This is a genomic window from Nocardia sp. CC227C, from assembly GCF_030767025.1.
Classification (GTDB): Bacteria; Actinomycetota; Actinomycetes; order Mycobacteriales; family Mycobacteriaceae; genus Nocardia.
Genome location: NZ_JASITE010000009.1, coordinates 71905 through 97152 on the forward strand (window position 1 = coordinate 71905; position 25248 = coordinate 97152).

A 25248-nucleotide genomic window follows, 5' to 3' on the forward strand; every position below is an offset into this window, starting at 1 on the left:
GCAGCGCCCGGCCCCCGCTGGGTATCGGGCTACACGGTGATGACGGTCTTGCCCCGCGCGTGCCCGGCCCCCTGAGAGGCCAGTGCGTCGGCAGCCTCCGCGAGTGGGACAACGCGGTCTACGACGGGTGTGACCCGGCCGTCCTCGATGAGCCTGGTCAGGGTCGAGAGGTCGGCGGCGGTGGGCCTCGCCACCAGCACACGCATCGCCGGACCGCCGCGCAGGGACGCGAGCAGGACCCGCAGCAGGTAGGGCAGCGGCCCGAACACCGGACCACCCGGCATCCCCGTGGCGCACACGTACACCCCGTCGGGCTCCAGGACCCGCCGGTACCCGGACATGGTGTGATTGCCGATCAGATCGAAGACGAGGTGGTAACGCCGCGGACCGCGGGTGAAGTCGACGCGGGTGTAGTCGATCACCTCATCGGCCCCGATGGACCGCACCAGGTCGAGATTGCGTGCCGAGCACACGCCCGTGACATGCGCGTCCAGGGATTTGGCGATCTGGATCGCGAACGTGCCGACCCCACCCGACGCGCCGTTGACCAGCACCCGCTGCCCGGCGCGCACCGCACCGCGATCGTGAATCCCCTGCAGCGCCGTGATACCCGCCAGGGGAACGGCCGCCGCCGCCGCGAAATCGAGATTCGCCGGTTTGATCGCCACCGCATCCGCCGCGGCCACCGCGAACTCGCCGTAGGCCCCGCCCGGCAGTTCGCCGTACACCGCGTCACCGCGCTGGAACCGGGTGACATTCGGGCCTACCGCCTCGACGATTCCCGCGACATCCTTGCCCGGGACGCGATGTTTCGGCCGCACGAAGCCAAATCCGGGCCTGGCCACGTACGGGCGGCCGCGCAAGGTCAGCCAGTCCGCCGGATTCACCGACGAAGCGCGCACGCGCACCAGTACCTCGCCGATGCCCGGGGTCGGCCGTTCGATCTCGCGCAGTTCCAGAACCTCACTCGGACTGCCGTATTCGCGCTGAAATAGTGCCTGCACACCGCACCGCCTCACTGCACTTACAAAGTAAATATGTACGCCGTAAGTTACGCTGTGGACCAGTAGCCGTCAACAAGGGGAAGGTGCCCGCCGGTGCCGAAGGCGCACAACGTGCGAACCGAACGTCGCACACCGCTCAACCGTGCTCGCGTACTCGACGCCGGTATCGCCCTGGCCGACACCGAGGGCGTCGATGCCCTGACCATGCGTCGCCTGGGCGGCACGCTCGGCGTGGAAGCCATGGCACTGTACAACCATGTCGCCAACAAGGAAGACCTGTTCGACGGCATGCTCGACAGGGTCGCCGAGGAGATCACGCTGCCCGACGTCGACCTCCCGTGGCGGGACTACGCGCGAGCGCGAGCGGTCTCCGCGCACACCACGTTGATGCGCCACCGCTGGGCGGCGGCCATGTGGACCGCACGGATCAGCTTGGGGCCGGCCCGAATGCGCTATATGGACGGGGCACTGCGCAGCCTGCGCGAGGCGGGATTCCCCGCCGGTCTGCTCGATCTCACCTACCACGCCATCGAGAACCACATCGTCGGACATGCGTTGCAGGCGCAGGGGTTCCCGCTGGAGGCCGCCGAGATGACGGCGATGGGCGAAGGATTCCTGCGCACCTTCCCGACCGACCGCTACCCGGACCTCGCCGCGCACATCCGTCATCACCTCGACCATCCGACCGGCGACGACTTCGAGTTCGGGCTGGACCTGATACTCGACGGGTTGGAACGGATGCGCGCGGTGACCTGACCGAGTCCCCGAACCCGCACTGATGCCCACCCGGGCGACCGGCGTGATCGCGAAATCCGCCTCCACGCGGTCACGCACCGCTGGCGTTCACGACGATCGTTGTCGCGACCAGTGCGGCTTCTCGGCGGTGACCAGGGCGTAGCCGAGGCGGCCGTCGGTGACGGCGTCGCGCGCGACGCGCAGATACCGACTGATCGCGGACCGGCTGATCCCCTGTTCGGCGAGGAGTGCGGGCGCGGTGATGCGGAGCAGGAACAGCCGCGCCTCGATGTGGTCGAGCATGGTGGAGATCGCGTGATCGTGGTCCTCGGTCGCCGTGATTCGCAGTCCGGCTCGGGTGAGCAGGTCGGCGTAGGCGGCTTCCGATCGGACGTCGGCGACACAGGCGATATGGGAGACGAGGTCGGTCAGCTCCGATGGCAGCCCGGGTGCTCACACCGTGACATCGGTGACGCCCACCCGGCCGCCGGTCCGCAGGACTCGGGCGAATTCCGTTGCGGCACGAGCCTTGTCAGGGAACAGGCACAACGCGCATTCGCACACGACAGCGTCGAATGCCGCGGCCGGGAAGGGGATCGCTTCCGCGTCGCCGCGCTGGAAACGCACCCGTTCCCCGAGGTCGGCGGCATCGGCGGCGGTCTCGGCTCTGGCCACGGCGGCTTCGGAGAGATCGATGCCGTCGATGGTCACCGCATAGGTAGCGGCCAGCAGCCGGGCGGTGGCGCCCGGCCCGCTGGCGACATCCAACACCCGATCCGCCGAGTGCAAGCCCAGCCGGTCCGCGAGTTTTCGGGTCAGTGCCGTGCCGCCTGGGTGGTAGGAGTCGCCGAGCAGCAGTGCCACCGCATCGCGCGAAGAGGCATCGACACAGCAGGTTTTGAACTCCGCGTCCGAGAGCGGTCCGAGCCAGGGATACGGCGGGGTGGTCATAGCCGCTCGTCACGCGGCACGGCGCGGGTGCCGACGTTCGTGTCGTCCGGTGTCCTGCACCACGATCATGAACGCCCGATCGGCCAGCTCCCGAGCGGCCCGCGGCAGGTCGATGCCGCAGCCGCCCGGGCCACAGACGAGTTCGGAGGCGGCGCGGACGAGCTTCTCGTCGGTGCTCGGCGTTCCCACCGAAGCCGAAGCACTCCACAGCTTCTCGAGCGCTTCCCGGATCTCGTAATCGGGCACGACACGATTGGACACATAGTCGAGGTAATCCTCCACCGCCAGCAACCGCGGGAGCGGGACCACGGTGTAGTCGAAATCCCCCGGTGTGCCGTCGGTGATCAGGTAGGTGATCGACCGACACGTGGGAAAACAGCACGGCACCGGGAAGAAATCGGCCGGAGTGAACCACCGCGGCAACTGCTCCGCGATCGCGTTCACCACGTCCGGGTTCGTCATCCGCTGCAGCGGATCGAATTCGATGTGCCGCCCGGCGTGGGTGACCGGCTGGAAGGCGACCGCGCGCACCGCCGGATGCGCCAATCCGAACTCCACGATCGCGCCGATCTCGTGCTCGTTGAGACCGCGTTCGATCGCGGCGGCCAGGGTGACGGTCAATCCGGCCGCGGCGCAATTGTCCAGGGCGCGTTGCTTGATCGCCCGCAGGTCCCGGCCCCGGATGCGCCGGTGCGTCTGCTCGTCGAAGCCGTCGAACTGCAGATAGATATTCACGACCTTGCCGCCGCGGCCATTGCGTTCGGCGAGCGCGGCCACGAAATCGCGGTCGGAGGCGAGCCGGATGCCATTGGTGTTGATGGTCACCGTGCGGATCGGGCTGGCCTGGGCCATATCGACGAATTCGAGCAGCCGCTTGTGAATGGTGGGTTCGCCGCCGGAGAACATGACGACCTCGGGTTCGCCCTCGGCGGCGACGAAGACGTCGATCATGCGCTGACACTGCTCGACGGTGATGGAATACCCGTCGGGCTGGTGACCGGAGTCGGCGAAACAGATCGGGCAGTCCAGATTGCACCCGGTATTGACCTCGATCAAGCCCAGACAGGCGTGCTGCTTGTGATCCGGACACAGCCCGCAGTCCGACGGGCAGCCGTCTCGGATCTCGGTCTGAAACTCCAGCGGCAGCGTGCCCGGCTTGTTGAACCGGCTTCTGGGCCTGGGTGCTGGGCGCTCTGATCAGCACCGCGCCGCAACGCGCGTCTTCACCCGAATGAGGTGATCCCCGTCCCCGGGACGCGAAATAGCGTGGCGGACTACATCGAGAAGACCGCGGGAACCAATCCGGCCGCCCAGATCGCCGACGCCAAACAGCTGCTGGCTGACGGCACCATCACCCAACGGGAATTCGAACAGTTGAAGGCGAAAGCGCTGTCCTGAACGGCTATTCGGCCGATGCGGATGCCGATGCGCGGCCGCCGCGCCCGCCCGGCTGAGCGTCACCCGTCCGGTGTGGTCTCGGGGAGCAGCACCTCGGCGGCGGTCTTGTCCGAACGCAGACCCTTCCAGCTCGGCATGCGCAGGCGGTCGGTGAATTCGCGGTACTCGACGTCGCCGACGAGTACGGGCCGTACCCAGTGCCAGCGCCCGGACAGCGGCGGCACGGCGGCGAAAGGGCTTGCGGACAGCTCGATGTCGTCGAGGGCGGCGCGCAGCACGCGGCGTACCGCCTGGGTGAAGCCGGTGCCGACATTGCCGATGTAGACCAGGGTGCCGGTGGCGTCGTGAGCGCCGAGGACCAGTGAGCCGAAGGTGTGCTGGTGTCCGCCGCTGCCCGGGGTCCAGCCGCAGACGATCACCTCGGTGCTGCGGCGCAGCGGTGTCTTGATCCAGGCGGGCGAGCGACGGCCCGGCAGATAGGGGGAGTCGACGCGTTTGGAGACGATGCCCTCCAGCCGGTGGTCCCGCGCGACCGCGAGCAGTTTGCCCGCTCCCACCCCGAGCCAGTGCGGTGGTGCGGAAAGTGGTGCGGTGAGGTGTAATTCGGCCAACAGTCGGCGGCGCTCCAGATAGGGCAGCGCGGTGACGTCGCGGGCGGCGACGGCGAGGACGTCGAAGGCGAACAGCTGGACCGGCACCTCCGCCACCAGTTGCTCCCCCGGCCGGGCGACGTGCATACGGCGTTGCAGGCGGCCGAAGGAGGGCGCGCCGTCGGCGTCGGCGGCGATCACCTCGGCGTCGAGTACCAGGGCCCGGTCCCCCGCCAGGGCGCGCAGCGCGGCCACGAGTTCCGGGTACGACCCGCCGACATCCCTGCCGTTGCGGCTGTACAGCCGGCACTCCCCCGCCGCGCACACCGCCATGATGCGAGCGCCGTCCCATTTCATCTCCACCGCCCACCCCTCCGCATCCGGCGGCGGTCCCGCCACCGCCAGCATGGGCGCGGGCACCTGCCGGAATGGTGCGGCCACCGAGTGCCGCTACCCGGGTAGGAAACCAGGCGAAGGGGACATGCCTCGGAGTTTGCCCTAAGATTGCCAGCCTGCCGACGAGGCTCGCCGAGAGCGTCGCCGCCCGTAGCCAGGCGCACGTCCGCCGCCGGGCATTCGACAGGTCACCGACGCCGTGCGGACTCAGCGCGCCGAGATGCCGTTCTCCCGGATCACCTCGAGCACCTCGTCGTAGCCGAGGTCGGCGGTCACCACGATGGACTCGGAAGCGTTGTCCCGGTTCACCGAATGCACCGAGTTCATCCCGAGCAGCGCGTCTTCGGCGATATCCACTTCGCGCGCGTAATCGGGGAGCTGGTAGGTGTAGGCCATGGCGGCCACCCCTCTCGAATACAGGACAGTGTCGCCGGTCGGGTAGCCGCCCGTACACGCACCAAACCGCCTCGCGCGTCAAGGAACACGCGCGGCGTGTCGCGAAAACCGCCGCTCATACCCCGTTTGAGTGGCGGCGTAGCGGGAATAGCCGCGGTATGTTGACCATCATCGGGCTCATCGCCCTCCTCGGCGCCGTGGCCGTGGGCGTTGCCGGTGTCCGGGAGAACAGCGGCGAAAACAACACGCTCTCCAACAGTTTCACGGTTTTCGGCCAGAACTACGACCTGTCCTCCGGGGCGGTGTTCGGCTACGGCATGCTCGTCGGCGCCATCGGCGCGTGCGGGCTCATCCTGCTCCTGACGGCGGTGTGGACGGCATCGCGGCGCGGCAGCGCCGCACGGCGCGAACTCCGCGAGTCGAAGCGCGAAATCGCGGCTGACCGTAAGGAATCGACCGCTCCACCGGGCGCGACCGCGTCGGCTCCCGCCGCGCGCTCCGCCCCGGATTCCACCCCCACCTGGTCGTTCAATCGGTTCCTGCACCGCCCGACGACCGGCAAACCGACCTCGCCCGTATCGAAATAGGACCCGATCATGATCATTCTCGGCATCATTCTCGCCGTCATCGGCGTGGTGCTCGCACTCCTCGGCTCCGCCGGCCGCGCCATCGGCGGCCGCAGGCACTACTACTAGCCGCAGGCACTACAGCTAGGCGCGCGGTGCGCATGGCCGCCGTCCGCACCCGCGGGCGGCGGCCTCGCCGTATCGGTAGCGCCCGCGCGCCGCCGCACCGGGCAGCGCGCCGAGCGGCCGTACTACCGTGGCGCTCATGGCGACGACTGTGTTGATTCCCGACGATGACGGGCTGGCCGCGGTGTCGGCGCTCGACGGGGTGCGGGCGGTGCGCTACCGGCCCGGCGATCCGGTACCCCCGGGCGGTGCGGACGCCGAGATTCTGGTGCCCGGCTTCCTCGCCGGATCGGCCGCCGCCGCCATGGCCTGGGAGCTGCCGAAACTGCGTCTGATCCAACTGCTCACCGCCGGAGCCGAAGCATGGGTCGGGCGGATCCCGGAAGGTGTGCTGCTGTCCACCGCGCGCGGCGCGCACGGAGCCAGCACCGCCGAGTGGGCGCTCACCGGACTGCTCAGCGTCTACCGCGAGTTCACCGAGTTCGCGGTGGCGCAGCGCGAGCATCGGTGGACCCAGCATCGCACCGACACCCTGCACGGCAAGCGCGTGCTGATCGTCGGAGCGGGCGATCTCTCGGCCGAGATGCGCCGCAAACTCGCCCCGTTCGACACCTCGGTGACCGTGGTGGGCACCCGCGCCCGCGACGGTGTGCACGCCGTGGACGAATTGCCCGACCTGCTCCCACACGCCGACGCGGTGATCCTCACCGTCCCCGTCACCAGCCGCACCGTCGGCATGGTGGACGCGGAGTTCCTGGCCCGCATGCCCGACGGCGCGATCCTGGTCAATGCCGCGCGGGGTCCGGTGGTGCGCACCGACGCGCTGCTCGCCGAACTGACCGCGCGGCGGCTGCGCGCCGTTCTGGACGTCACCGACCCGGAGCCGCTGCCCGCCGGCCATCCGCTCTGGGACGCACCCGGACTGCTGCTCACCCCGCATGTGGGCGGCAGCAGCCGCGGCAATGTCGAGCGCGCCTACGCGGTGGCGGTGGGCGAGATCCGGCGGTATCTGGCCGGCGAGCCGCTGCGCAATCTGGTCGACGGCGAGTACTGAGTCGGCGAGCGGCGAACCGGATCCGGGCCTGCGAGGTGCGCGCGGCCCGGAGCACTCCGAATTCGCCAGCACCTCACAGGGTGTCGCGCCCGATCGAATGGTTCATGGTGCGCCACTCGTGATCCCAGCGCGCATTGCGGCGCGCGGTGAGCACGGTGTGCGTCACCCACACCAGCGCCGCTGCCGCACACCAGGTTTCGACCAGAACAGCCAGGCCGGTGCCGACCCCCTCGGCGGCGGCCGATCCGGGTTTGGCCGGCGGCGCGGTGGGGGTGCCGTCGGCGCCGAGCCAGACCTCGGTCTCGGCTCCGGTGACGGCGGGCGTGGACAGCTGGACGTCGGCCTCGCCGGTGCGGCCGTCGGCGTCCCAGCGCACGGTGGCCGGGAAGCGTTCCACCCGCACCACGCCGCGCTCGCGGGTCACATCGTCGGGTATGCCGACCACGGTGGCGGTGACGCGGGTCTTGTCGGCGTCCTCCGCGGCGATGCGCGCCGCCGCCCCGGTATAGGCCGAGGTGCCGATCGCCCCCGCGACGGGCACCGCCACCAGGGCCGCGAGCACCGCGACGAGCCAGATCAGCGCCTCCCACCGATCCGATGCGCGCATGAGCGGATTCGGGTTCCACGGTTGCACCCGCCACAGCCGCACCGGCGCATTCGCCGACACCCGGACCACCTTCTTCCACGGCGTCGCTGACACCGATTACATCGGTGCCGATACCCGTTGTGATACTCCCGCAAACCCGTTATGTCCAGTGACCACTACCTTCACCGTGTCGGCACGCCGAATCCCCGGATGTCGGCGGCACCGTCGCCGCGGCAGGACCGCCGGGCCGGTTCCGTTCGGCGATCCGGTGGCGACGAAGGCCGCCGGATCCACGCTGCCGCTGCGCATTCGCGCGGTCCGGCGCCGATCGTCGGCGCGGTCCAGCGGCTCCCGATCACAGGTCGGTGAATTGCCCGCGAGACGGCGGTGTAGGGCGTAGATTCCACGCCGAGCGTCCAGAGGAGATCGAGCATGTCCCACCCGCCGCAACCGCGGATACGCACGGATATCCCGCATTCGGCCCGGATCTGGAACTTCTGGATGGGCGGTCGCGACTACTACGAGGTCGACCGGATCGCGGGCGAGGCGGGCATCGATGCCTACCCCGGCATCCGCACCATGGCCGTCGAGTCGCGGCGCTTCCTCATCCGCACGGTGAGCTATCTGACCGCGGAGGCCGGGATCCGCCAATTCCTCGATGTCGGAACCGGTTTGCCCACCATGCAGAACACCCACGAGGTGGCCCAGGGCATCGCGCCCGAGGCGAAGGTCGTCTACGTGGACAACGACCCCATGGTGCTCGCGCACGCCCGCGCCCTGCTCACCAGCACCACCGACGAGGGCGTCACCACCTACATCGACGCGGACTTCAATCACCCCGAGGACATCATCACCGCCGCGCGGCAGGTCCTGAACTTCAGCAAACCGATCGCCGTCATGTTCCACGGCGTGCTCGGCCATGCGCCCACCTACCGGGACGTGCGACGCATCGTGGACAACTTCATGGCCGCCGTGCCCTCCGGCAGCTACCTGGTGCTCAACGACGGCACCACCGACGATCCGGCCTACGTCAGGCTGTGCGAGAACTACGCGCAGACCGGCGGCGTCCCCTACCATCCCCGCACCCCGGCCGAGATCGAAGGCGCCTTCGAGGGGCTGGAACCGGTGCCGCCCGGCGTCGTTCCCATCGATCGCTGGCGGGTCGACGAGCCACCCACGGGCGAGAGCACCTCGGTACGCGGCGGCATCGGGCGCAAGCCCTGATGCCCGGGTAGGGTGCGGCGGTGCAGATCGCCGAATTCGTCGAACGCGGGAACTCGATCGTCGACCGCCTCACCGGTACGCAGACGCCTCCGCCGTGGTGGCTGGTGCTGGGCACCGGAATCGCTGCCCTGCTGATCGTGCTCTACCGGCCCGCCTGGCGGCTGACCCGCAATGTGGTCACCATCGCGCACGAAGGCGGTCACGCCTTCGTCGCGCTGCTCACCGGACGGCGGCTCAACAGCATCCGGCTGCATTCGGACACCTCCGGGCTCACGGTATCCAGCGGCAAGCCCTACGGCTTCGGGATGGTGCTCACCACCATGGCCGGATATCCCGCCCCGGCGCTGCTCGGCCTCGGCTACGCGGCGCTGCTCGGCGCGCATCGGATCACGCTCATGCTGTGGGCCACCATCGCCCTGCTGGCGGCGGTGCTTCTCAAGGTGCGCAACGGTTTCGGGCTGCTGTCGGTCTTCGTCACGGGCGGCGCGGTATTCGCGGTCTCCTGGTTCGGCACCGACGACCTGCAGGCCGGGTTCGCCTACTTCGCCGCGTGGTTCCTGCTGCTGGCGGCCGCGCGACCGGTGGTCGAACTCCAGCGCAACCGCGCGCACGAACCCGATTCGGACGCCGACCAGCTGGCGCGGCTCACCCGGGTTCCGGGCATCGTATGGGTGCTGTTCTTCGGGGCCGTGGCGCTGGCGGCGCTGGTGCTCGGCGGACGGCTGCTGCTCGAGGACATCACCGGCGTCTGCCTGCCCCTCGTCACCGACAGCACCTGCCCGGCCCCGGCCGGCCCCTGACTCGGCCGATGAGAAACATGTCGCTGCAATAGTTCTCGAGCACGCGGGCTACCATTCGCAGAGCACGGCCCGGGTGATCATGGACACGGAGCATCCGGCAGCGGACCCGCCCGCCCGCGGCGTGGTCCGAGATCGTTGGTTCGCAGGAGGGTTTCGAATGAACAGACCGGCGTGGGCCCCGGAGGGCGTGGATATGACCCAGGCCAGTCCGGCACGCATGTACGACGCGTTGCTGGGCGGCTCGCACAACTTCGAGGTCGACCGGCAGGCCGCCGAAATGGGCAAGCAGCTCGTCCCGGACCTACCCCGGCTGGCGCTCAGCAACCGGGCGTTCCTGCGGCGGGCGGTGCGGTTCCTGATGGACGCGGGGGTACGGCAGTTCTTCGACGTCGGCTCCGGCATTCCGACCGCGGGCAATGTGCACGAGGTGGCGCAGGAGATCGATCCCGCCGCACGGGTGCTGTACGCGGATATCGACCCGGTGGCGGTGGCGCACGCCAAGGCCATTCTGAGCGGCAACGACCGCGCCGGGGCCATCGAGGCGGACCTGCGCAAGCCCGCCGAACTGCTCGAGCGCGCCCGCGAGACCGGACTCGTCGACTTCTCCCAGCCCGTCGGCGTCCTGCTGGTGGCGGTGCTGCACCTGGTGGGCGATGAGGACCGGCCCGCCGAGCTGGTGTCGCAGTTGCGGGCGGCGGTGCCGGGCGGCAGCTACGTGGCGATTTCGCACCTCACCTCGGCGCAGCGTCCCGAGGATGCCGCCAAGCTGGGCGCCAATGCCGAGAATGAGAATAAGATCGGTATTCACTTCCGGTCCCGCGAGGCGATCACCACCTTGTTCGACGGCTGGGAACTGATCGAACCCGGCGTCGTCGAGCTGCCGCTGTGGCGGCCGGAATCCGAACGCGACCAGCACGAGGCACCGGGACGCTCACTGGGTCTGGCGGGCGTGGGTCGGAAGCCCTGATTCGACGGACTCGACAGGGGGTTGCGGTGGGAGCGCGAGATGTGGCCGTGCGATGGGCCGAACTTCTCGACGGCGCGGTCGCGCCGACGCTCACCCGCGCCCAGGTGGAGGTGCTGCTCGGGCGGTACACCGGTGGTCTGCTGGCCGCGATCCGGGGGACGGGCGATCCGGCGGTCGCGGGTGAGGCCGCCGCCGCCCTGGTCGCCGCCAACTACCGCGACGCCCGCGCCGTCCATCACTCGGTGCTGCTGATCTGCGGGGAGATGTTCGACGCCGAGTACCCCGACCCCACGGCCGCCGACTACCACACGGGCAGGCTGCGGGCCGCCGCCGTGGCGGCCGCGTTCGCGGCCGCGTTCACCGACCGACTACGCCAGGCCGCGCTGGCCGAACAGGAGACCACCCTCGCCGCGGCGCTCACCGCGGCTCGGGAGGCGGAGGCGCGGCGGCAGCTGTCGGAGGCGCGGTTCGAGGCCATCTTCACCGCCGCCTCGGTCGGCATCGGCACCATCGACATCAGCACCGGCCAGGTGCTGGACGTGAACGCCGCCATGGCCGAGACGCTGGGTGTGCCCGCCGCCGACATGCCGGGCCGGTCGGTGGCCGACATTCTCGGACCGCAGAACATCGGTGACGCCTTCGACCATTTCCAGCGGCTGCTCACCGGCGAGACCGACCGCTTCCGCACCGAAACCACGCACGAGCGCCCCGACGGCTCCCGCAAGACCATCGACCTGTCCATGTCGGTGGTGCGCGACGGCGACGGGCGGCCGCGCTTCCTGGTGGGTGTCACCATCGACATCACCGAACGCAAACAGCTCGCCGACCGGCTGTGGCACGACGCCCATCACGATCCGCTCACCGGGCTGCCCAACCGGCTGCTGTTCTTCGACCGGCTCGGGGCCGCCGAGCCGCCGGTGGGCGTCTGCTATCTGGATCTGGACGGCTTCAAGGAGATCAACGACGAGTACGGCCACGCCACCGGCGACCGGGTGCTGCGCGAGGTGGCGACCCGGCTGCTCACCACCGTCTCCGCGGTGGGCGGAATGGCCGCGCGCATCGGCGGCGACGAGTTCATCGTGCTGGTCGAGCGGTGCGACGCCGATGAGCTGGCGAAGCTGGCCGAGGAGATGCTCGCCGCCCTGGGCGCGCCGTTCGCGGTGGACGGGCATCCGGTGACCTTGGGCGCGAGCATCGGCACCGCCGTCGCCGAGAGCGCGCCGACGGCGGTGGACGATCTCCTGCACACGGTGGATACGGCCATGTACCGCAACAAGTTCGAACGCGGGCCGCGGCACTCCTACGGACCGCGCGGCCGCTAGCGGCGGTCAGGCGACCACGTGCGCGTGCGAGAACACCAGCCGCACGAACTCGTCCAACAGCGGCCCGAAGTCGTCGCGGTGCCCGGCCGCCGACAGCTGCTGATAGCCGACCAGCATGGCCATGCCGAGCGAGGTGAGATGCGCCGCGACGGCCCGGTCCCCCACCACCCCGGCGATCGCCTTGCCGAGAATCCGGCGGCGGGCGTCGTCCACCCGGCGCAGCACCGTGCCGACCGAGGCGTCGTTCGCGCCCCACGCGCGGATGGCGGCCTCGGCCCGGTGATGCAGCCCCAGGGTCAGTTCGCGCAGTTTGTCCACATCGGATTCCGGTGTGCCGCTGCCGAACTCCAGCTCCCGCAACCGTCTGGCCTGCTGCCCCTCCCAATAGGACAGCAGGGCGTCCACGAAGCCCTGCCAACTGCCGAAGTGGTGGTAGAAGGATCCGCTCGTGACACCCAGCGCCCGGCACAGCACCCCGATGTTGAGCCCGGCGAAACCGGCCTGTGCCAAAACGTCGAGGCCCTGGTCGAAGTACTGTTCTTTACTCACCAGACGCGCCATGCGATTACCGTAGCCCAATCCCGCCCCTGGGGAATTCCGTGTCGGACAATTTCTCATATCACGAAGGGAATGAGAGCTTTTCGCTCGGCCGGGTAGTCGGCGAACTTCTCCCGATACCAGCGGTGTGTGGCGAAGGCGCGCGGCACCAGATTGCCCACGGTGATCAGCAGGATGACCAGGCCGGGCAGCGCCCAGGTCAGGATGGCGAATCCGGTCCAGGCGATCAGCTCGCCGAGATATGTGGGGCTGGTGACGAATCGGAAGCCGCCACCGTACGGGATCTTGTATTCCGTTGCGCCCGGATCGTTCTTGTCGCGAAGATTGCGAACAATACTCTCCGAGTGGACCAGTAGCGCGAAGCCGCACAGGTAGACCGCCAGGCCGATCAGGAAGCGCGGGTCGGTGAGCCAGTCGGTGCCGTACCGGTCCAGGTAGTCGTGGCCGAACAGGGTGCCGTTGAGGTAGCCGTGCAGCGCGGTGACGAACATGCCCATGGCCAGCACCGAGATGTTGAAACTCCCGCGCTTGCCCGGCGCCTGGCGGATGGACAGCGGGAAGAACCAGCCGCGGTTGCCGTAGTGCAGCACCCAGATGGCGGCCAGCACCAGCGCGGTGGGTTCGAATCGGTTCGGCCCGGCCAGGAAGCAGACCGCGAAAACCACGGTCGCCGGAATCTCCATGAGCCACCAGCCGAGTTTCGGATTCAGGTTGAGCCCCAGCTTCGCCGTCGCGAATCGACCGTACGGACTTTGTCCGAAAAGCCCGCCTATCAGCACGAATGCCGCGAAGGCGAAGCCGATGGCGAGCGCGGTGTCGTAGGTCGTATTCCCGGTGTACCAGTTCATCGAGATCCTTCATCGAGGTAAAACTAGAACACGTTCTACCATGCTGCGCTCCACAGTGCACCGGTAACCCTTGCCGGGCAAGGCGATTGCCCCTGCCGGTAACTTAACCGCCGGGAATCGGGAGGAGTGGAGATGGGTGAGGACAGGTGGGACGGACTGTTGCGCAGCATGCCGCACTTTCTCGAGGAGGAGGACCTCGAATCCGGCCTCGACTGGAATCCGCGTTTCCTGCAACTGCGTGACGAAAATACCGGGCGGTGCGTTCATTTCGCGCAGCAGGGCAGCGCCATCGAGGTCCTGCTACCCGTTCCCGATGACGCCGCCGCCGCCGAACACCTGCTGACCGTGCTGCGGGAACAGCCGGACGGGCTCTGGGAGCCCTGCCCACTGCCGTTGGAATCGGATGCGGCACAACCCAACCCGGAACTGCGCGCGGTGGAGCGGGTGTGGCGGCGGCCGGAGCTGGCCCGCGCCTGGCACACCGGATGGCGGCGCGGCGAGGCGGTCGAGGCGCGGCGAGCGGTGGCGGCCTCGGTGGTGGCGGTCCTGGACGCGGGCCTGGCCATGGCCCCGCGCCGACTACGGTGCGCCACCTGGAGCCTGGACGCCCCCGGCACCGACTCCTACGGCCTGCCCGCCGAACGTCCCACCGCCCGCGCCGCCGCCCCGGTATGCGACGACTGGGCCGACTTCACCGTCCGGCTGGCCTGGGCGCTGACCACACTGCCCTGGGACAGCGTGCTCGGCCTCAGCACCCCGCACCCCGGACCGGATCCGTGCTTCGTTCAGTTCCTGCACGGCCGTCGCCTGCACAACGAGGCCAGCGGCTGGGATGTGGCCGGACTCGGCCGCGCCGAATTCGACCGCCGGATGACCGCCCTCGGCTGGACCTTCGCCCCGCAGAGCGGCGCGCTCATCTGGGAGGGGCCCGAGGCTCACACCGGCTACCACCCGCGCCTGGCGGGCATCCCGCACCGCACCGTGGCCACCTTCCGCGACGTCTTCGCCGTCAACCACCCCCAGGACCTGGTCTTCCGCGCCTTCCGCAACGGCAGCCGCGACGACCCCGACCTGCGCTACCTGGACCGCGAACTCGGCGTCCCCCGCGACGTCCGCTAGCCCGACCTCGGCCGGGCCGCAGCGCACCGCTCGACCGGGCGAGAGAGGTTGGCCGCCAACCGCTCCCGCAGGTTCTTCAGCGCCCGCAGCTCCGAGACCGCCGCGGGCGCGGATGCTTCCCCCGGCACGAACTGCGGCAGATCGGCCGGACTCGAGTACAGCTCGGTCGAGACACCTCGGGTGCGACCGCCTGAACGGTCCGCCATGCGGCCTGCCAACACGACACCGGACCGATCTATTCGCCGCGCGCCCCCGACGCGACGCGCCGGGCCGTGGCGATGATGGCGTCCTTGCGCCACAGCGCGACGGTCCGGCCGATCTCGCGGACCGGACGCGGCAGCAGGCGGTTCACGGTTCGCACCAGCGCCGCCCAGCCGCGCAGCAGCGCCTCGTCGCGCGTGGTCCATTCCAGGCCGAGCAACTCGCGTGCCCGGGGCGGCAGGACGCCGGTGTTCACCCAGGCCGCGAACGGTCCGACGATGCCCCACATGATCGGCCGCCACAGCGCGGCGGGCACACCGGCCGGTGCCGGTGGGCGGCGCAGGGTGGCGAGCACGTCGTCCACGCTCGGGTGGTGTTCCAATCGCTCGGTCAGCATGCGGTCGAAGAACCGGTCGAAGTCCGGCACGTCGGCCGGGGCGTCGCGGTCGCGCAGGCCCGCGAGCAGGCTGGCCTGCCGCCAGCCCGCGTACAGTTCGGCCCGCTCGGTGCGGGACAGTCCCGCGCCGAAGCGTTCGGCCACCACCGTGCAGGCCCAGTAGGCGGTGCCGAGCACCCAGAAGTACGCCTCCGGCTCCCAGGCGTGGTAGCGGCGACCCGCGTGGTCCACGCCGGTGATGCCCTTGTGCATGGCGCGGATGTCGCGCCCGTAGGCGGCGGTGTCGTCACCGTAGAAAGCCAGGGCGATGGTCGGCCAGTAGGAGCGGTCGAAGCGGCCCAGCGGATCGGTCGTGTACACCGAGTGCTGCGCCACTCCGGAACCGATGACCGGGTGGGCGACCTGGAGCAGCAGGGCGCTCGGGGCCAGCATGATCAGTCGCCAGTCGGCGGCGTAGCGAGCCGTCGGCGAGTCCGGCGCGACTCCCCGGCGCACGGGTTCGGGGTGGTCGGTCACGTAGATTTCCGACACGGGGCCGGCCATGGCAACGCCTCCACATTGAGGAATCATTTGTGTCTAGAAAGGTAGGTTTCAGGAAACAAATGTGTCAACATTCAGCGGCAGTGACGCGGAACACCATGCCGGGGCCGCACCGATGAAGGCCGCCCGGCGCTACGGCGGGATCGCGGCCGACGAGCGGATGCGCGGGCGGCGCGAGCAGTTGGTCGACGCCGCCATCGAGGTGATGGCGCGCGAGGGCGCGGGTGCCCTGACCGTGCGACGCGTGGCCGCGGCAGCGGGCCTGTCCACCCGGTTCGTCTACGAGAGCTTCGCCGATCTGGACGAGCTCACCGGAGCGGCGTTCGACTCCGCCGCGCGCGAGCTGGCGCGGACGGTGCACGCCGCGGTGCGCGACACCCCGCCGGACCGGCACGCCCGCATCACGGCGGTGGTGGAGGCCATCACCGACTTCTTCCTCGCGCAGCCCGCCAAGGGCAAATTCCTGTCCACCAAGGCGTACGGCCATCCCGGCAGCGCCCGGCACAGGCTGGAGCGCTCGGAGGACTATGTGGCCGCCTTCGCGGCCACCCTGGCCGGACTCGTCGCGGGCGTGCGCGCCGAGGACCGCGCGGTGGTCCTCGCCTCACGCTTCCTGGTGGCCGCCTTCGGCGAAACCACGACCGCCCTGGCGTACGGCGAAACCCCTTACGCCCGAGACGAATTCGTCCGCGACAATGTGGAGTTGATGCTGGGCGCCCTCGACGGGCTGGACCGGATCGCCGCGCGGGGTCAGTCCTCGACCAGCACCAGCTCGTAATCGCGGAAGTGCGCGGCCAACTCCAGACCGGCGCGCTCGAGGGCCGCGCGCACGGTGGCGTCGTCGAATTCGAAGACGCGCAGCAAGGCGACGGTCGGGAAGCGATCCTGGATCTCGGACAGCAGCGCCACCACGAGACCGGCCAGGCGGTCGGCGGCGACGTCGGCGTAGGAGATCTGCTCGCCGGTATTGATATAGGCGATGTCGTCGATGATGGTGGCGGTGATGGTGGCGATCGGATCGGTGGCCCCCTCGCCCAGCAGCGCCACGATGAACAGATTGCCGGGCGGCTCGGTGGACTCGGCCTCGGCGTGCAGGATCCACTGATCGGCGGCGACGGCCCCGGCCCCCTCCGGCGGTTCCCAGCTGCCCAGCTCGGCGGTCCACAGCCGGGCCACCTCACCGATGACATCGGCCTCCAGCAGTGCGGCGGCCTGCCCCTCCGGACCGGTGTCGGACCCCTCCCAGCGCAGCACGCGATAGCCCGCGCCCTGGGCGTGGCCGGCGGCGGAGGCGATGAGGGTGGCGAAGACTTCGGTCTCGTCCGGCGTGGCGGGCGTGTCGTCGGTGTGTCCGAGGCGAATGGAGCGCACCAGCCGGTCGGCGTCGATGACCTGGACCCAGGCGTCGCGGGGTCCGGCGGCGCGCAGCTCCGCCCAGCCGAGCAGGCGGCCGTCCGAGCGGGCGGCAATGGTGCCGAGCAGGTCGGATGGCTGGTCGAGGGCGACGTCCTCCAGTTGGAACAGTCCCGCCGCTCCCGCTAGTTCATTCGCCAGGCGCAGGCCGGTACCTGGGTGCCGGTCCCACTCGAGTGCCATATCCATAGCCGCACAGTAGACCGACCAGTTGCTGTTGAGTAGCTACCGCGCGGTCGGTATTACATTTCGAGACCGGTGTGATCAGGCCGAACGCAGTGCCTGCGTGGGGCAGCTGTCCACCGCCAGCAGGGCCACCTCGCGGTCGGATTCCGGCACCTCGGCACACCGCACGGCCACCCGCTCGTCATCTCCCACCCGGAACAGATCGGGCGCGACGGCCTCGCACATGCCGTGCCCCGCACAGCGGGTGAGATCGGCCTCGATCCTCATGCGTCGAGCCGTTCCAGCCGCACCGGCAGACCGTCCGCGGGCAGCGGCCCGGTGCCCGCGATGAGCGGCACCCGATATGCCGGCGGCACACTCCAGCGGTACGCCAGCAGCATGCGGTGCAGCACCGCCTTCACCGTCATACCGCCGAAGTAGAGTCCGATGCACTTGTGCGCCCCACCCCCGAACGGCGCCCAGGCGAAGCGGTGCGCGGCGTCCTCGCGGTGGTCGGCGTCGAACCGCGCCGGGTCGAAGGCATCCGGATCGCGCCAGAACTCCCGCTGCCGCATCATGGTGTACGGCCCGGTCATGACCAGCGTGCCCGCCGGCACGAAATGCCCCGCGATATCGGTGTCGGCGATGGTCTCGCGGGCCTGCTGGGCCACCGGCGCGTACATCCGCAGCGCCTCCTTGAAGGCCAGGTCCAGGCCGGGCAGCCGGGCCAGGTCGCCGTAGTCCAGATCGGCCTTGCCCAGGGCGCGCGATTCGGCCCGCAGCCGCTCCTGCCAGTCGGGGTGCCGGGCCAGCTCGTAGGCCAGCATGGCGATGGAGATGGCGCTGGTGTCGTGCGCGGCCATCATCACGAAGATCATGTGCGCCACCACGTCGGCATCGGTGAGCCGGTGCTCGGGCAGGGTGGCCACCCGGGCGAGCACGCTGAACAGGTCGGCGGCCTCCCCCGCGCGCCGCCGCGGCAGCTCACGCCGGAAGTACTCCTCGAGCACCCGCCGACCGCGCAGGCCGCGACGCCACACGCCGCCGGGGACGTCGGCGCGGATCATGGCGGTGCCGCCGTGCACGGCGTCCTCGAACGCCCGCGACAGCCGGGTGCTCTCCGGACCGAGCTCCGCGCCCGCGAACACGGCGGTCGCCTGCTCCAGCAACAGCTGTTTGACCGCGTCGTAGAGCCGGAAGTCCGGCCCCGGCCGCCAGTCCGCGATGCCCCGGGCCAGCAGCGGCGAGGTCAGTTCGAGATACCCGTCGAGCCGCGGCCTGGTGAAGACCTGCTGCAGGATGCGGCGGTGGTAGAGGTGGTCGTCGAAATCGCGCAGCAGCAGACCGCCGCGGAAGAACGGGCCGATCAGGAACTCCCAGCCGCGTTGCGCCGAGAACACCCGATCCCGGTCCAGCATGACCTGCTCCAGCGCCTCCGGGCTGCCGACGGCGACGATCGGGCGCCCGAAGCCGCCCGCCCAGCTCACCGGTCCGTAGTCGCGTAACCGCCTGCGGGAGAACTCGATCGGATCGGCGAGCGAGCTGAGGATATAGCCGATCCAGGGTGGCCCGAAATCACCCATGACTGGTTTCAGGCCGCTGCCGGGCGGGGGTGTCGCCAGCGGGCGGGCCGGTGACGGATAGCGCTCCACCACCCCGCCGACGGCGCGCTGTAGCCGCTGGTTGAGCCGGGCCCGCACCTGGCGGGCATGGCCGACCGGATCCCGGAAGTCCCGGGGCACAAGGAGATTCATCGTCGGTCTCCCTTCGAGATGAATCTCACGGTACCGGAAACGATGGTTTCCGTAAACAGTCGTTTCCTGATAAGTGTGCCAAGCTGGTCGGTGTGAGGCGGGAATTCGGCGGGACCTATCGCGGAGCGACCACCGACGAACGGCGCGAGCAGCGCCGTCGCCGCCTGCTGGACGCCGCGCTCGACATCATCGGCACCCAGGGGCTGTCCGCCCTCACCGTGCGCGGAGTCTGCGAGCAGGCCCGGGTCGGCCCGCGGTTCTTCTACGAGTCCTTCCCGGACCTGGACGCGCTGGCGGGCGACCTGCTCGACGAGATCCAAGTCGCGGCACTGGATTCCGCGCGCACGGCCATCGCCGAGACCGCGGGCGGCCAGGCCGACAAGATCCGGGCCGGGGTGGCGGCGCTCATCGTCGCGCTCACCGACGATCCACGCCGCGCCAATATCGCGCTGGCGCAGGCACACGGCAGCGAGGCGCTCATGCGACGGCGCTTCGTGGGCATGCGGCGGGTCGCGGCGGTGATCATGCAGGAGGCCCGGCTGCTGCTCGACATCCCCGAGGGCGAGGACAACGCGCTCACCGCCCTGGCCCAGCTGATCACCGGCGGTGCGGCCGAACTGATGCTGGTGTGGCTGGACGGCGGGCTGAAGGTGGAGCGGCCGGTCATGATCGACGTGGTCGCCGACTACGTGGTGGACATGGTGGACCGGCTGCCCGCCCTGGCCGAGAAACTGGAGTCCTGAACGGTACTCAGCAGTGCACCCCGGTGATCGCGAAGCGCTCCACATCGGTGCCATGGCCCCCGGTGGCGACCGCCACCGTGAGCGTGCCCGGACAGGAGGCGTCGATCGGGACCGTCGCCGACCACGGCATATCCATACCACCGGCGGGAATCCGGCCGACCGTGCCCACCGGCTGCTCGCGGCCGAGCTGGCGGACCCGGATGTCCAGGCTCTCGTCCACGCCGAAGGGCCAGAGCGGTTGGTGGGCGGTTCGAGCTCCCGAGTGCGGGCACGCACGACCGGGTGCGGGTCGGCCCGATACAGGTTCGCCGCGGGTGCCGGATCGACGGGCGGCCGGATACGCTGCGCGCGTGACCGCTCTGCTCCACCGGCGCTTTCCGGAACTCGCGCACACCCTCCCGCAGCTGCCGCTAGGTTCCCGGCCGACGCCGGTGCGCAGGCTGTCCGCGCTGAGCGTCGGGGCGCAGCTGTGGGTGAAGGACGACAGCGCCTTCGGGGACGGCGGGTGGGGCGGGAACAAGGTACGCAAGCTCGAATGGCTGCTGCCGGATGCGCTGCGGCGCGGGCGGCGCACCATTGTGACCGTGGGAGGGCTCGGCACCAACTGGGGGCTGGCGACCGCACTGTACGGCCGCGAGCACGGCCTGAAAACCGTACTGGCACTGGTAGATCAGCCTGTGGACGACCATGTGCGACGGCAGTTGCAGCGGCTGCGCGCCTCCGGGGCGGAACTGCGCTTCACCCGCTCCAAGACGCGGACCGTATTGGCCGCGCCGCTGCTGCTGGCCCGGCATTTCTCGGGCGCGCGCCCGCCCTGTCTGCTTCCGGCGGGCGGCTCCTCTCCCGTGGGCGCGCTCGGCTATGTGGAGGCGGCGCTGGAGCTGGCCGAGCAGGTGCGGGCCGGGGAGCTGCCCGAGCCGACCCATATCGTCACCCCGGTGGGGTCGGGCGGGACGGTGGCCGGGCTGGCGCTGGGCCTGCGGCTGGCGGGGCTGCCCACCCGCGTGGTGGGCGTGGTCGTGAACGACACCCTGCGCCTGGACCACCGAGCCGTCACCCGCCTGGCCCAGCGCACCGCGCGCCTGCTACGCCGTCGCGGTGCGCGGCTGCCCGAGAACCTCACGCCCACCTGCAATCTGGAGATTCACACCGACTGGCTCGGCACGGGCTACGGCCACGCCACCCCCGAAGGCGAGGCAGCCCGGTGGCGTGCCGCCGGCCTCGAAAACCTCGAGCTGGAACCCGTCTACACCGCCAAGGCCCTGGCGGCCCTGCTGGAACTCGACGCGCGCGGCCACTTCGGTGCCGGACCGGTCGTCTACCTCAACACCAACGGCCCACGCTGAGCGCGACAAGGTGGACGCACCCGGCCAGCGTGGCGGTCGATCCGGACCAACGCGCTGTGCGGGCGTAACCACCTCCGGCACGGCCGCACCGCGGTCGGCACCTCGAACCGAGGTGCGGATACAGCGAGCGAACGCGACACCCGTCGGCACGGCCACGACGCCGAACGCGGGAACGCATAGACCCGATGGGCGCGCGGGGTGTGACCACCAATCCGCCGCGCAACGGCGTCGATCCGCGCGATGATGCGACGGCAAGCGGGTGCGCACGCCGCCGAGGCGGCTCGTACCCTGGACGCATGTCGGATGACGTGGCGGTTCCCGGGCTCGGTGCGCTGGTCGAGATGCTGGCGGGACGGCGGGTGGCGGTGCTGACCGGGGCGGGCATCTCCACCGACAGCGGCATTCCGGACTACCGGAGTCCGGACGCGCCGCCCCGCAATCCCATGACCTATCAGCAGTTCGTCGGCGATCCGGTCTTCCGGCAGCGCTATTGGGCGCGCAACCACGTCGGCTGGCGGCGCATGGACGCCGCGCGCCCCAATGCCGGGCATCGCGCACTGGCGCGCCTGGAGCGCGCGGGCGTGGTCACCGGGCTGATCACCCAGAACGTGGACCTGCTGCACACCAAGGCCGGCAGTCGCGCCGTCATCGACCTGCACGGCACCTACCTGCGCGTGCGCTGCCTGAGCTGCCAGGGCCTCATCTCCCGCCTGACCCTGGCCGACCGTCTCGAGGCGGCCAATCCGGGGTTCGCCGACACCATCACCCTCGACGGCCTCGAGGTGGCGCCCGACGCCGACGCCGTGCTCGACGACACCTCCGCCTTCCGCATGGTCGACTGCCACCGCTGCTCCGGCATGCTCAAACCCGATATCGTCTACTTCGGTGAATCGGTTCCCAAGGACCGTGTGGCAGCGGCGTTCTCGATGGTCGACGCCGCCGACGCCCTCCTCGTCGCGGGTTCCTCGCTCACCGTCATGTCCGGCCTGCGCTTCGTCCGCCACGCCGCCGGAACCCACCGCCCGGTGGTGATCGTCAACCGCGGCCCCACCCGAGGTGACGAGCTGGCGACCCTACGCGTCGACGCCGGATGCGCACCGACACTCACCGCACTCGCGAACGCACTCGGCACCGCACCCATTTCGGCGTAGCACCCGTTCCGGCGGGTGGGGCGGCGGCATCGGCCCTGCGCATGCCGACCACGGTGCCGCAACAGGATCGGGGCAGTGCCCTCGGTTTCGACGCCGCGGCGCGCTGGCGCGCCTGGGCACCGGATGTGCGGCACCAGACGGTGGGCTGCGGGCATTTCATGGCCGAGGAAGCGCCCACCACGGTCATCGCGGCACTGCGGGAACTGTTGCGGCGTTAGGCCGCGGGGCCGCCGAGCTCGAGGCGACGCACCAGGGTCACGAGGGCTGCGCGCTGGGCGGCCGGGTCGTCGGCGTCCGCGCCGAGAATCATGCGCACCACCTGCGGGGCCGCGAACCACCAGGCCGCCAGGGCCGCCACCGCGTAGAGCAGGTAGCCGGGGGCGACGTCGGTGGGCAGGGCTCCGGCGCGCTGGGCGGCGGCCAGCGCCGCCACCTTCTCGGCGTAGTGGGCCGCGCGCGCGGATTCGGCGGTCGGCCGACCGGATTGCAACCCCTCCCAGTGCAGCAGGCGCAGGAATTGGGGGTGGGTGCGGTGGTAGTCGAAGACGTGCCCGGCGTAGTCGGCCAGTTGCCCGGCGTCGGCTGCCGACAGGGGGCTGGCCGCGGCCAGCTGCTCGAGCTGATCGGTGAGTACCGCGTCGAAGAGGCCCTGTTTGTCGCCGAAGTACTGGTAGATCCGCTCCTTGTTGATACCGGCGCGGGTGGCGATGGCGGCCACCCGCGCCCCGGCCGGTCCGCGCTCGGCGAACTCCTGCACGGCCGCCTCGAGTAGTCGCCGCTTGGTGCCCTCGGTATCCCACGCCATGGTCCCATCCTAGTAATTCCAACCAGACGGTTGCAGTTACGCCGAGGCCGTGCCAAACTCCAACCAAACGGTTGTAGATAGCTCGGGAGGTCGCGAGATGCCGGAACTGCGGTCACGCACGGTCACACACGGCCGGAATATGGCCGGCGCGCGGGCGCTCATGCGGGCCAGCGGCGTGCCGTCGGCGGACATCGGCCGCAAACCGGTGGTCGCGGTGGCGAACAGCTTCACCGAATTCGTACCGGGCCACACTCACCTCCAGCCGGTCGGGCGGATCGTCGCCGACGCCATCCGCGCGGCCGGCGGTATCGCCCGCGAGTTCAACACCATCGCGGTGGACGACGGCATCGCCATGGGCCACGGCGGCATGCTCTACTCGCTGCCCTCGCGCGACCTCATCGCCGATTCCATCGAGTACATGGTGAACGCGCACTGCGCCGACGCCCTGGTGTGCGTCTCCAACTGCGACAAGATCACTCCCGGCATGCTCATGGCCGCACTGCGCCTCGACATCCCGACGGTGTTCGTCTCCGGCGGCCCCATGGAGGGCGGCACCGCGGTGCTGGTGGACGGCACCGTGCGCAGCCGCCTGGACCTCATCGTCACCATGGCCGAGGCCGTCTCCCCGCTGGTGTCCGACGCCGATATGGAACGCATCGAGGAGAACGCCTGCCCCACCTGCGGATCCTGCGCGGGCATGTTCACCGCCAACTCCATGAACTGCCTGACCGAGGCGCTGGGGCTGGCCCTGCCCGGCAACGGCACCACCCTCGCCACCCACACCGCGCGGCGGGCGCTGTACGAGGCGGCGGGCCGCACGGTCATGGATCTGACCCGCCGCTGGTACGACGACGGCGACGCCGGGGTGCTGCCCCGCAACGTCGCCTCCCGCAAGGCTTTCGACAACGCCATGGCCATGGATATCGCCATGGGCGGATCCACCAACACCATCCTGCACCTGCTGGCCGCCGCCCACGAGGCCGAGCTCGACTACACCCTGGCCGATATCGAGGCCATGTCCCGGCGGGTGCCCTGCCTGTGCAAGGTGGCCCCGAACGGCTCCTACCTCATCGAGGATGTGCACCGCGCGGGCGGCATCCCGGCCCTGCTCGGCGAATTGGACCGGGCCGGGCTGCTGCACCGCGATGTGCGCGCGGTGCACGCGAATTCCCTGCGGGACTGGCTGGACGTCTGGGACGTGCGCGGCGACAACCCGACTCCGGAGGCGGTGGAGCTGTTCCACGCGGCTCCGGGCGGAGAACGCTCGGCGACGGCGTTCTCCCAGTCGCGGCGCTGGCAGTCCCTGGATCTCGATGCGGCACAGGGCTGTATCCGCGATATCGGCCACGCCTTCACCGCGGACGGCGGCCTGGCGGTGTTGCGCGGCAACCTCTCCCCCGCCGGCGCGGTGGTGAAATCGGCGGGTGTGCCCGCCGCCCTGCACACCTTCACCGGCCCGGCCGTGGTGGTGGAATCACAGGAGGAGGCCGTCGCGGCGATCCTCGCCGACCGGGTGCGCCCCGGCGATGTGCTCGTGGTGCGCTACGAGGGACCGCGCGGCGGGCCGGGGATGCAGGAAATGCTCTATCCCACCGCCTATTTGAAGGGGCGCGGCCTCGCCGACAGCTGTGCCCTGGTCACCGACGGCCGCTTCTCCGGCGGTTCGTCGGGCCTGTCCGTCGGCCACGTCTCCCCCGAGGCGGCGGCGGGCGGCCCCATCGCCCTGGTCCGCGACGGCGACACCGTGACCGTCGACATCCCCACCCGCGCACTCACTCTGCACGTCGACGACGGCGAACTCGCCGCCCGCCGCGCCGCCCTGATCGACGGTCCCGGGTATCACCCCCGCGACCGTCGACGCCCGGTATCGTCGGCCCTGCGCACCTATGCGCTGCTGGCCACCTCCGCGGACCGGGGCGCGGTGCGCGATACCGCCGCACTGGACGCTTTGACGCACGACCACGCCCGAGCGATCGGGTAGCCACCGTGCCGGAGCGATCGAGCGCCCGCCACGCCCGAGCAGCCACCACGCCCGAGCGGCCACCACGCCCGAGCAGCCACCACACACCCGAGAGGCCGGGCAGTCGCCACGG

General features: G+C 70.4%; 33 protein-coding genes. 16 read left to right on the plus strand and 17 right to left on the minus strand.

All coding sequences use genetic code 11. The features are described 5' to 3' along the window. Positions 1-29 precede the first annotated feature (29 nt). Entirely contained in the window at positions 30-1004 is a 975-nt protein-coding gene (locus QMO76_RS19555; RefSeq protein ID WP_306362760.1) for an NAD(P)-dependent alcohol dehydrogenase, read from the minus strand. A gap of 111 nt (positions 1005-1115) precedes the next feature. On the opposite strand from QMO76_RS19555, the gene QMO76_RS19560 reads away from it, so the two are divergent. Further along, complete coding sequence (locus QMO76_RS19560; protein WP_306362761.1) at positions 1116-1760, plus strand: TetR/AcrR family transcriptional regulator C-terminal domain-containing protein; 645 nt, start codon at positions 1116-1118, stop codon at positions 1758-1760. Positions 1761-1847: 87 nt separating this feature from the next. Here QMO76_RS19560 and QMO76_RS19565 read toward each other — a convergent pair whose 3' ends face one another. The 3 genes from QMO76_RS19565 to QMO76_RS19575 form a co-directional block, all read right to left on the minus strand. Beyond that, positions 1848-2042, minus strand: coding sequence for a hypothetical protein (locus QMO76_RS19565; RefSeq protein WP_306362762.1), 195 nt, complete (start codon positions 2040-2042; stop codon positions 1848-1850). 150 nt (positions 2043-2192) lie between these two features. Beyond that, the gene (locus QMO76_RS19570) at positions 2193-2690 is read right to left on the minus strand and encodes a class I SAM-dependent methyltransferase (protein ID WP_306362763.1); all 498 of its coding nucleotides are present in this window, start codon (positions 2688-2690) and stop codon (positions 2193-2195) included. Positions 2691-2699: 9 nt separating this feature from the next. Beyond that, positions 2700-3746 carry a radical SAM protein gene (locus QMO76_RS19575; protein WP_306362764.1) on the minus strand — a complete coding sequence of 349 codons (1047 nt, stop codon included), beginning with the start codon at positions 3744-3746 and terminating at the stop codon, positions 2700-2702. Positions 3747-3956: 210 nt separating this feature from the next. On the opposite strand from QMO76_RS19575, the gene QMO76_RS19580 reads away from it, so the two are divergent. Beyond that, positions 3957-4088, plus strand: coding sequence for an SHOCT domain-containing protein (locus tag QMO76_RS19580; protein ID WP_372342021.1), 132 nt, complete (start codon positions 3957-3959; stop codon positions 4086-4088). 59 nt (positions 4089-4147) lie between these two features. Here QMO76_RS19580 and ligD read toward each other — a convergent pair whose 3' ends face one another. Together ligD and QMO76_RS19590 are read right to left on the minus strand one after the other, a co-directional pair. After that, a complete protein-coding gene (gene ligD / locus QMO76_RS19585; RefSeq protein ID WP_306362952.1) occupies positions 4148-5086 on the minus strand; it encodes a non-homologous end-joining DNA ligase in 939 nt (312 codons plus the stop codon). 195 nt (positions 5087-5281) lie between these two features. Continuing rightward, the gene (locus QMO76_RS19590) at positions 5282-5470 is read right to left on the minus strand and encodes a hypothetical protein (protein WP_306362765.1); all 189 of its coding nucleotides are present in this window, start codon (positions 5468-5470) and stop codon (positions 5282-5284) included. A 161-nt stretch (positions 5471-5631) separates the two neighbouring features. Between QMO76_RS19590 and QMO76_RS19595 the strand changes: the two genes are divergently transcribed. Both QMO76_RS19595 and QMO76_RS19600 read left to right on the plus strand, forming a co-directional pair. After that, a complete protein-coding gene (locus QMO76_RS19595; protein WP_306362766.1) occupies positions 5632-6057 on the plus strand; it encodes a hypothetical protein in 426 nt (141 codons plus the stop codon). Between the two features lie 9 nt (positions 6058-6066). Continuing rightward, positions 6067-6165 (plus strand): DUF6131 family protein, encoded by a 99-nt coding sequence (locus QMO76_RS19600; protein WP_306362767.1) that lies wholly within the window; start codon positions 6067-6069, stop codon positions 6163-6165. Positions 6166-6180: 15 nt separating this feature from the next. Here QMO76_RS19600 and QMO76_RS19605 read toward each other — a convergent pair whose 3' ends face one another. Next, entirely contained in the window at positions 6181-6303 is a 123-nt protein-coding gene (locus tag QMO76_RS19605) for a hypothetical protein (RefSeq protein ID WP_306362768.1), read from the minus strand. On the opposite strand from QMO76_RS19605, the gene QMO76_RS19610 reads away from it, so the two are divergent. After that, on the plus strand, positions 6302-7216 hold the full coding sequence (locus QMO76_RS19610) for a 2-hydroxyacid dehydrogenase (protein WP_306362769.1): 915 nt from the start codon (positions 6302-6304) through the stop codon (positions 7214-7216). The two genes, QMO76_RS19605 and QMO76_RS19610, sit on opposite strands and share 2 nt — an antisense overlap. 73 nt (positions 7217-7289) lie before the next feature. Here the strand turns inward: QMO76_RS19610 and QMO76_RS19615 are convergent, their stop codons facing one another. Continuing rightward, positions 7290-7883 carry a hypothetical protein gene (locus tag QMO76_RS19615; protein ID WP_306362770.1) on the minus strand — a complete coding sequence of 198 codons (594 nt, stop codon included), beginning with the start codon at positions 7881-7883 and terminating at the stop codon, positions 7290-7292. Between the two features lie 351 nt (positions 7884-8234). On the opposite strand from QMO76_RS19615, the gene QMO76_RS19620 reads away from it, so the two are divergent. The 4 genes from QMO76_RS19620 (at position 8235) to QMO76_RS19635 (ending at position 12115) form a co-directional block, all read left to right on the plus strand. Continuing rightward, on the plus strand, positions 8235-9026 hold the full coding sequence (locus QMO76_RS19620; RefSeq protein ID WP_306362771.1) for an SAM-dependent methyltransferase: 792 nt from the start codon (positions 8235-8237) through the stop codon (positions 9024-9026). Between the two features lie 20 nt (positions 9027-9046). Continuing rightward, positions 9047-9826 (plus strand): M50 family metallopeptidase, encoded by a 780-nt coding sequence (locus QMO76_RS19625; protein ID WP_306362772.1) that lies wholly within the window; start codon positions 9047-9049, stop codon positions 9824-9826. Positions 9827-9983: 157 nt separating this feature from the next. Next, the gene (locus QMO76_RS19630; protein WP_306362773.1) at positions 9984-10793 is read left to right on the plus strand and encodes an SAM-dependent methyltransferase; all 810 of its coding nucleotides are present in this window, start codon (positions 9984-9986) and stop codon (positions 10791-10793) included. Between the two features lie 41 nt (positions 10794-10834). Continuing rightward, positions 10835-12115 (plus strand): sensor domain-containing diguanylate cyclase, encoded by a 1281-nt coding sequence (locus QMO76_RS19635; RefSeq protein ID WP_306362774.1) that lies wholly within the window; start codon positions 10835-10837, stop codon positions 12113-12115. 6 nt (positions 12116-12121) lie between these two features. On the opposite strand, the gene QMO76_RS19640 is transcribed toward QMO76_RS19635, so the two are convergent. Both QMO76_RS19640 and QMO76_RS19645 read right to left on the minus strand, forming a co-directional pair. Next, a complete protein-coding gene (locus QMO76_RS19640) occupies positions 12122-12676 on the minus strand; it encodes a TetR/AcrR family transcriptional regulator (RefSeq protein ID WP_306362775.1) in 555 nt (184 codons plus the stop codon). Positions 12677-12729: 53 nt separating this feature from the next. Beyond that, complete coding sequence (locus QMO76_RS19645) at positions 12730-13521, minus strand: 3-oxo-5-alpha-steroid 4-dehydrogenase (RefSeq protein ID WP_306362776.1); 792 nt, start codon at positions 13519-13521, stop codon at positions 12730-12732. A 132-nt stretch (positions 13522-13653) separates the two neighbouring features. Here QMO76_RS19645 and QMO76_RS19650 point away from each other — a divergent pair, with 132 nt between their 5' ends. Beyond that, positions 13654-14640 (plus strand): hypothetical protein, encoded by a 987-nt coding sequence (locus QMO76_RS19650; protein WP_306362777.1) that lies wholly within the window; start codon positions 13654-13656, stop codon positions 14638-14640. On the opposite strand, the gene QMO76_RS19655 is transcribed toward QMO76_RS19650, so the two are convergent. Both QMO76_RS19655 and QMO76_RS19660 read right to left on the minus strand, forming a co-directional pair. Then, the gene (locus QMO76_RS19655) at positions 14637-14846 is read right to left on the minus strand and encodes a hypothetical protein (RefSeq protein ID WP_306362778.1); all 210 of its coding nucleotides are present in this window, start codon (positions 14844-14846) and stop codon (positions 14637-14639) included. The two genes, QMO76_RS19650 and QMO76_RS19655, sit on opposite strands and share 4 nt — an antisense overlap. A 29-nt stretch (positions 14847-14875) precedes the next feature. Continuing rightward, positions 14876-15781, minus strand: coding sequence for an oxygenase MpaB family protein (locus QMO76_RS19660; RefSeq protein WP_306362779.1), 906 nt, complete (start codon positions 15779-15781; stop codon positions 14876-14878). A 61-nt stretch (positions 15782-15842) separates the two neighbouring features. Here QMO76_RS19660 and QMO76_RS19665 point away from each other — a divergent pair, with 61 nt between their 5' ends. Further along, entirely contained in the window at positions 15843-16556 is a 714-nt protein-coding gene (locus tag QMO76_RS19665; RefSeq protein WP_306362780.1) for a TetR/AcrR family transcriptional regulator, read from the plus strand. Here QMO76_RS19665 and QMO76_RS19670 read toward each other — a convergent pair. The 3 genes from QMO76_RS19670 to QMO76_RS19680 all read right to left on the minus strand — a co-directional run bounded on the left by QMO76_RS19670 (position 16529) and on the right by QMO76_RS19680 (position 19110). Next, the gene (locus QMO76_RS19670; protein WP_306362781.1) at positions 16529-17380 is read right to left on the minus strand and encodes a hypothetical protein; all 852 of its coding nucleotides are present in this window, start codon (positions 17378-17380) and stop codon (positions 16529-16531) included. The genes QMO76_RS19665 and QMO76_RS19670 overlap by 28 nt on opposite strands. A 75-nt stretch (positions 17381-17455) precedes the next feature. Beyond that, a complete protein-coding gene (locus tag QMO76_RS19675) occupies positions 17456-17644 on the minus strand; it encodes a ferredoxin (RefSeq protein WP_306362782.1) in 189 nt (62 codons plus the stop codon). Next, positions 17641-19110, minus strand: coding sequence for a cytochrome P450 (locus QMO76_RS19680; protein ID WP_306362783.1), 1470 nt, complete (start codon positions 19108-19110; stop codon positions 17641-17643). Before QMO76_RS19680 ends, QMO76_RS19675 begins: the two co-directional genes overlap by 4 nt. Before the next feature lie 92 nt (positions 19111-19202). Between QMO76_RS19680 and QMO76_RS19685 the strand changes: the two genes are divergently transcribed. Further along, on the plus strand, positions 19203-19853 hold the full coding sequence (locus tag QMO76_RS19685) for a TetR/AcrR family transcriptional regulator (protein ID WP_306362784.1): 651 nt from the start codon (positions 19203-19205) through the stop codon (positions 19851-19853). A gap of 7 nt (positions 19854-19860) precedes the next feature. Here QMO76_RS19685 and QMO76_RS19690 read toward each other — a convergent pair whose 3' ends face one another. After that, positions 19861-20073: a hypothetical protein gene (locus QMO76_RS19690; protein ID WP_306362785.1), complete on the minus strand. Its 213-nt coding sequence runs from the start codon at positions 20071-20073 to the stop codon at positions 19861-19863. A 130-nt stretch (positions 20074-20203) separates the two neighbouring features. Between QMO76_RS19690 and QMO76_RS19695 the strand changes: the two genes are divergently transcribed. The 3 genes from QMO76_RS19695 to QMO76_RS19705 all read left to right on the plus strand — a co-directional run bounded on the left by QMO76_RS19695 (position 20204) and on the right by QMO76_RS19705 (position 22568). Then, on the plus strand, positions 20204-21199 hold the full coding sequence (locus QMO76_RS19695) for a 1-aminocyclopropane-1-carboxylate deaminase/D-cysteine desulfhydrase (RefSeq protein ID WP_306362786.1): 996 nt from the start codon (positions 20204-20206) through the stop codon (positions 21197-21199). A gap of 296 nt (positions 21200-21495) precedes the next feature. Next, complete coding sequence (locus QMO76_RS19700) at positions 21496-22350, plus strand: NAD-dependent protein deacetylase (protein WP_306362787.1); 855 nt, start codon at positions 21496-21498, stop codon at positions 22348-22350. A gap of 41 nt (positions 22351-22391) precedes the next feature. Next, a complete protein-coding gene (locus QMO76_RS19705) occupies positions 22392-22568 on the plus strand; it encodes a hypothetical protein (protein ID WP_306362788.1) in 177 nt (58 codons plus the stop codon). On the opposite strand, the gene QMO76_RS19710 is transcribed toward QMO76_RS19705, so the two are convergent. Then, entirely contained in the window at positions 22565-23155 is a 591-nt protein-coding gene (locus QMO76_RS19710) for a TetR/AcrR family transcriptional regulator (RefSeq protein ID WP_306362789.1), read from the minus strand. The genes QMO76_RS19705 and QMO76_RS19710 overlap by 4 nt on opposite strands. A gap of 97 nt (positions 23156-23252) precedes the next feature. Here QMO76_RS19710 and ilvD point away from each other — a divergent pair, with 97 nt between their 5' ends. Continuing rightward, positions 23253-25136 (plus strand): dihydroxy-acid dehydratase, encoded by a 1884-nt coding sequence (gene ilvD, locus QMO76_RS19715; RefSeq protein WP_306362790.1) that lies wholly within the window; start codon positions 23253-23255, stop codon positions 25134-25136. Positions 25137-25248: the final 112 nt, after the last annotated feature.

Excerpts from the sequence above, each read along its gene's own strand:
- QMO76_RS19565 (WP_306362762.1), bottom strand. The coding sequence starts at position 2,042 with ATGCTCGACCACATCGAGGCGCGGCTGTTCCTGCTCCGCATCACCGCG.
- QMO76_RS19570 (WP_306362763.1), bottom strand. The coding sequence starts at position 2,690 with ATGACCACCCCGCCGTATCCCTGGCTCGGACCGCTCTCGGACGCGGAG.
- ligD (WP_306362952.1), bottom strand. The coding sequence starts at position 5,086 with ATGCTGGCGGTGGCGGGACCGCCGCCGGATGCGGAGGGGTGGGCGGTG.
- QMO76_RS19590 (WP_306362765.1), bottom strand. The coding sequence starts at position 5,470 with ATGGCCTACACCTACCAGCTCCCCGATTACGCGCGCGAAGTGGATATC.
- QMO76_RS19600 (WP_306362767.1), top strand. The coding sequence starts at position 6,067 with ATGATCATTCTCGGCATCATTCTCGCCGTCATCGGCGTGGTGCTCGCA.
- QMO76_RS19610 (WP_306362769.1), top strand. The coding sequence starts at position 6,302 with ATGGCGACGACTGTGTTGATTCCCGACGATGACGGGCTGGCCGCGGTG.
- QMO76_RS19605 (WP_306362768.1), bottom strand. The coding sequence starts at position 6,303 with ATGAGCGCCACGGTAGTACGGCCGCTCGGCGCGCTGCCCGGTGCGGCG.
- QMO76_RS19620 (WP_306362771.1), top strand. The coding sequence starts at position 8,235 with ATGTCCCACCCGCCGCAACCGCGGATACGCACGGATATCCCGCATTCG.
- QMO76_RS19630 (WP_306362773.1), top strand. The coding sequence starts at position 9,984 with ATGAACAGACCGGCGTGGGCCCCGGAGGGCGTGGATATGACCCAGGCC.
- QMO76_RS19640 (WP_306362775.1), bottom strand. The coding sequence starts at position 12,676 with ATGGCGCGTCTGGTGAGTAAAGAACAGTACTTCGACCAGGGCCTCGAC.
- QMO76_RS19645 (WP_306362776.1), bottom strand. The coding sequence starts at position 13,521 with ATGAACTGGTACACCGGGAATACGACCTACGACACCGCGCTCGCCATC.
- QMO76_RS19650 (WP_306362777.1), top strand. The coding sequence starts at position 13,654 with ATGGGTGAGGACAGGTGGGACGGACTGTTGCGCAGCATGCCGCACTTT.
- QMO76_RS19655 (WP_306362778.1), bottom strand. The coding sequence starts at position 14,846 with ATGGCGGACCGTTCAGGCGGTCGCACCCGAGGTGTCTCGACCGAGCTG.
- QMO76_RS19660 (WP_306362779.1), bottom strand. The coding sequence starts at position 15,781 with ATGGCCGGCCCCGTGTCGGAAATCTACGTGACCGACCACCCCGAACCC.
- QMO76_RS19670 (WP_306362781.1), bottom strand. The coding sequence starts at position 17,380 with ATGGATATGGCACTCGAGTGGGACCGGCACCCAGGTACCGGCCTGCGC.
- QMO76_RS19675 (WP_306362782.1), bottom strand. The coding sequence starts at position 17,644 with ATGAGGATCGAGGCCGATCTCACCCGCTGTGCGGGGCACGGCATGTGC.
- QMO76_RS19680 (WP_306362783.1), bottom strand. The coding sequence starts at position 19,110 with ATGAATCTCCTTGTGCCCCGGGACTTCCGGGATCCGGTCGGCCATGCC.
- QMO76_RS19700 (WP_306362787.1), top strand. The coding sequence starts at position 21,496 with ATGTCGGATGACGTGGCGGTTCCCGGGCTCGGTGCGCTGGTCGAGATG.
- QMO76_RS19705 (WP_306362788.1), top strand. The coding sequence starts at position 22,392 with ATGCCGACCACGGTGCCGCAACAGGATCGGGGCAGTGCCCTCGGTTTC.
- QMO76_RS19710 (WP_306362789.1), bottom strand. The coding sequence starts at position 23,155 with ATGGCGTGGGATACCGAGGGCACCAAGCGGCGACTACTCGAGGCGGCC.
- ilvD (WP_306362790.1), top strand. The coding sequence starts at position 23,253 with ATGCCGGAACTGCGGTCACGCACGGTCACACACGGCCGGAATATGGCC.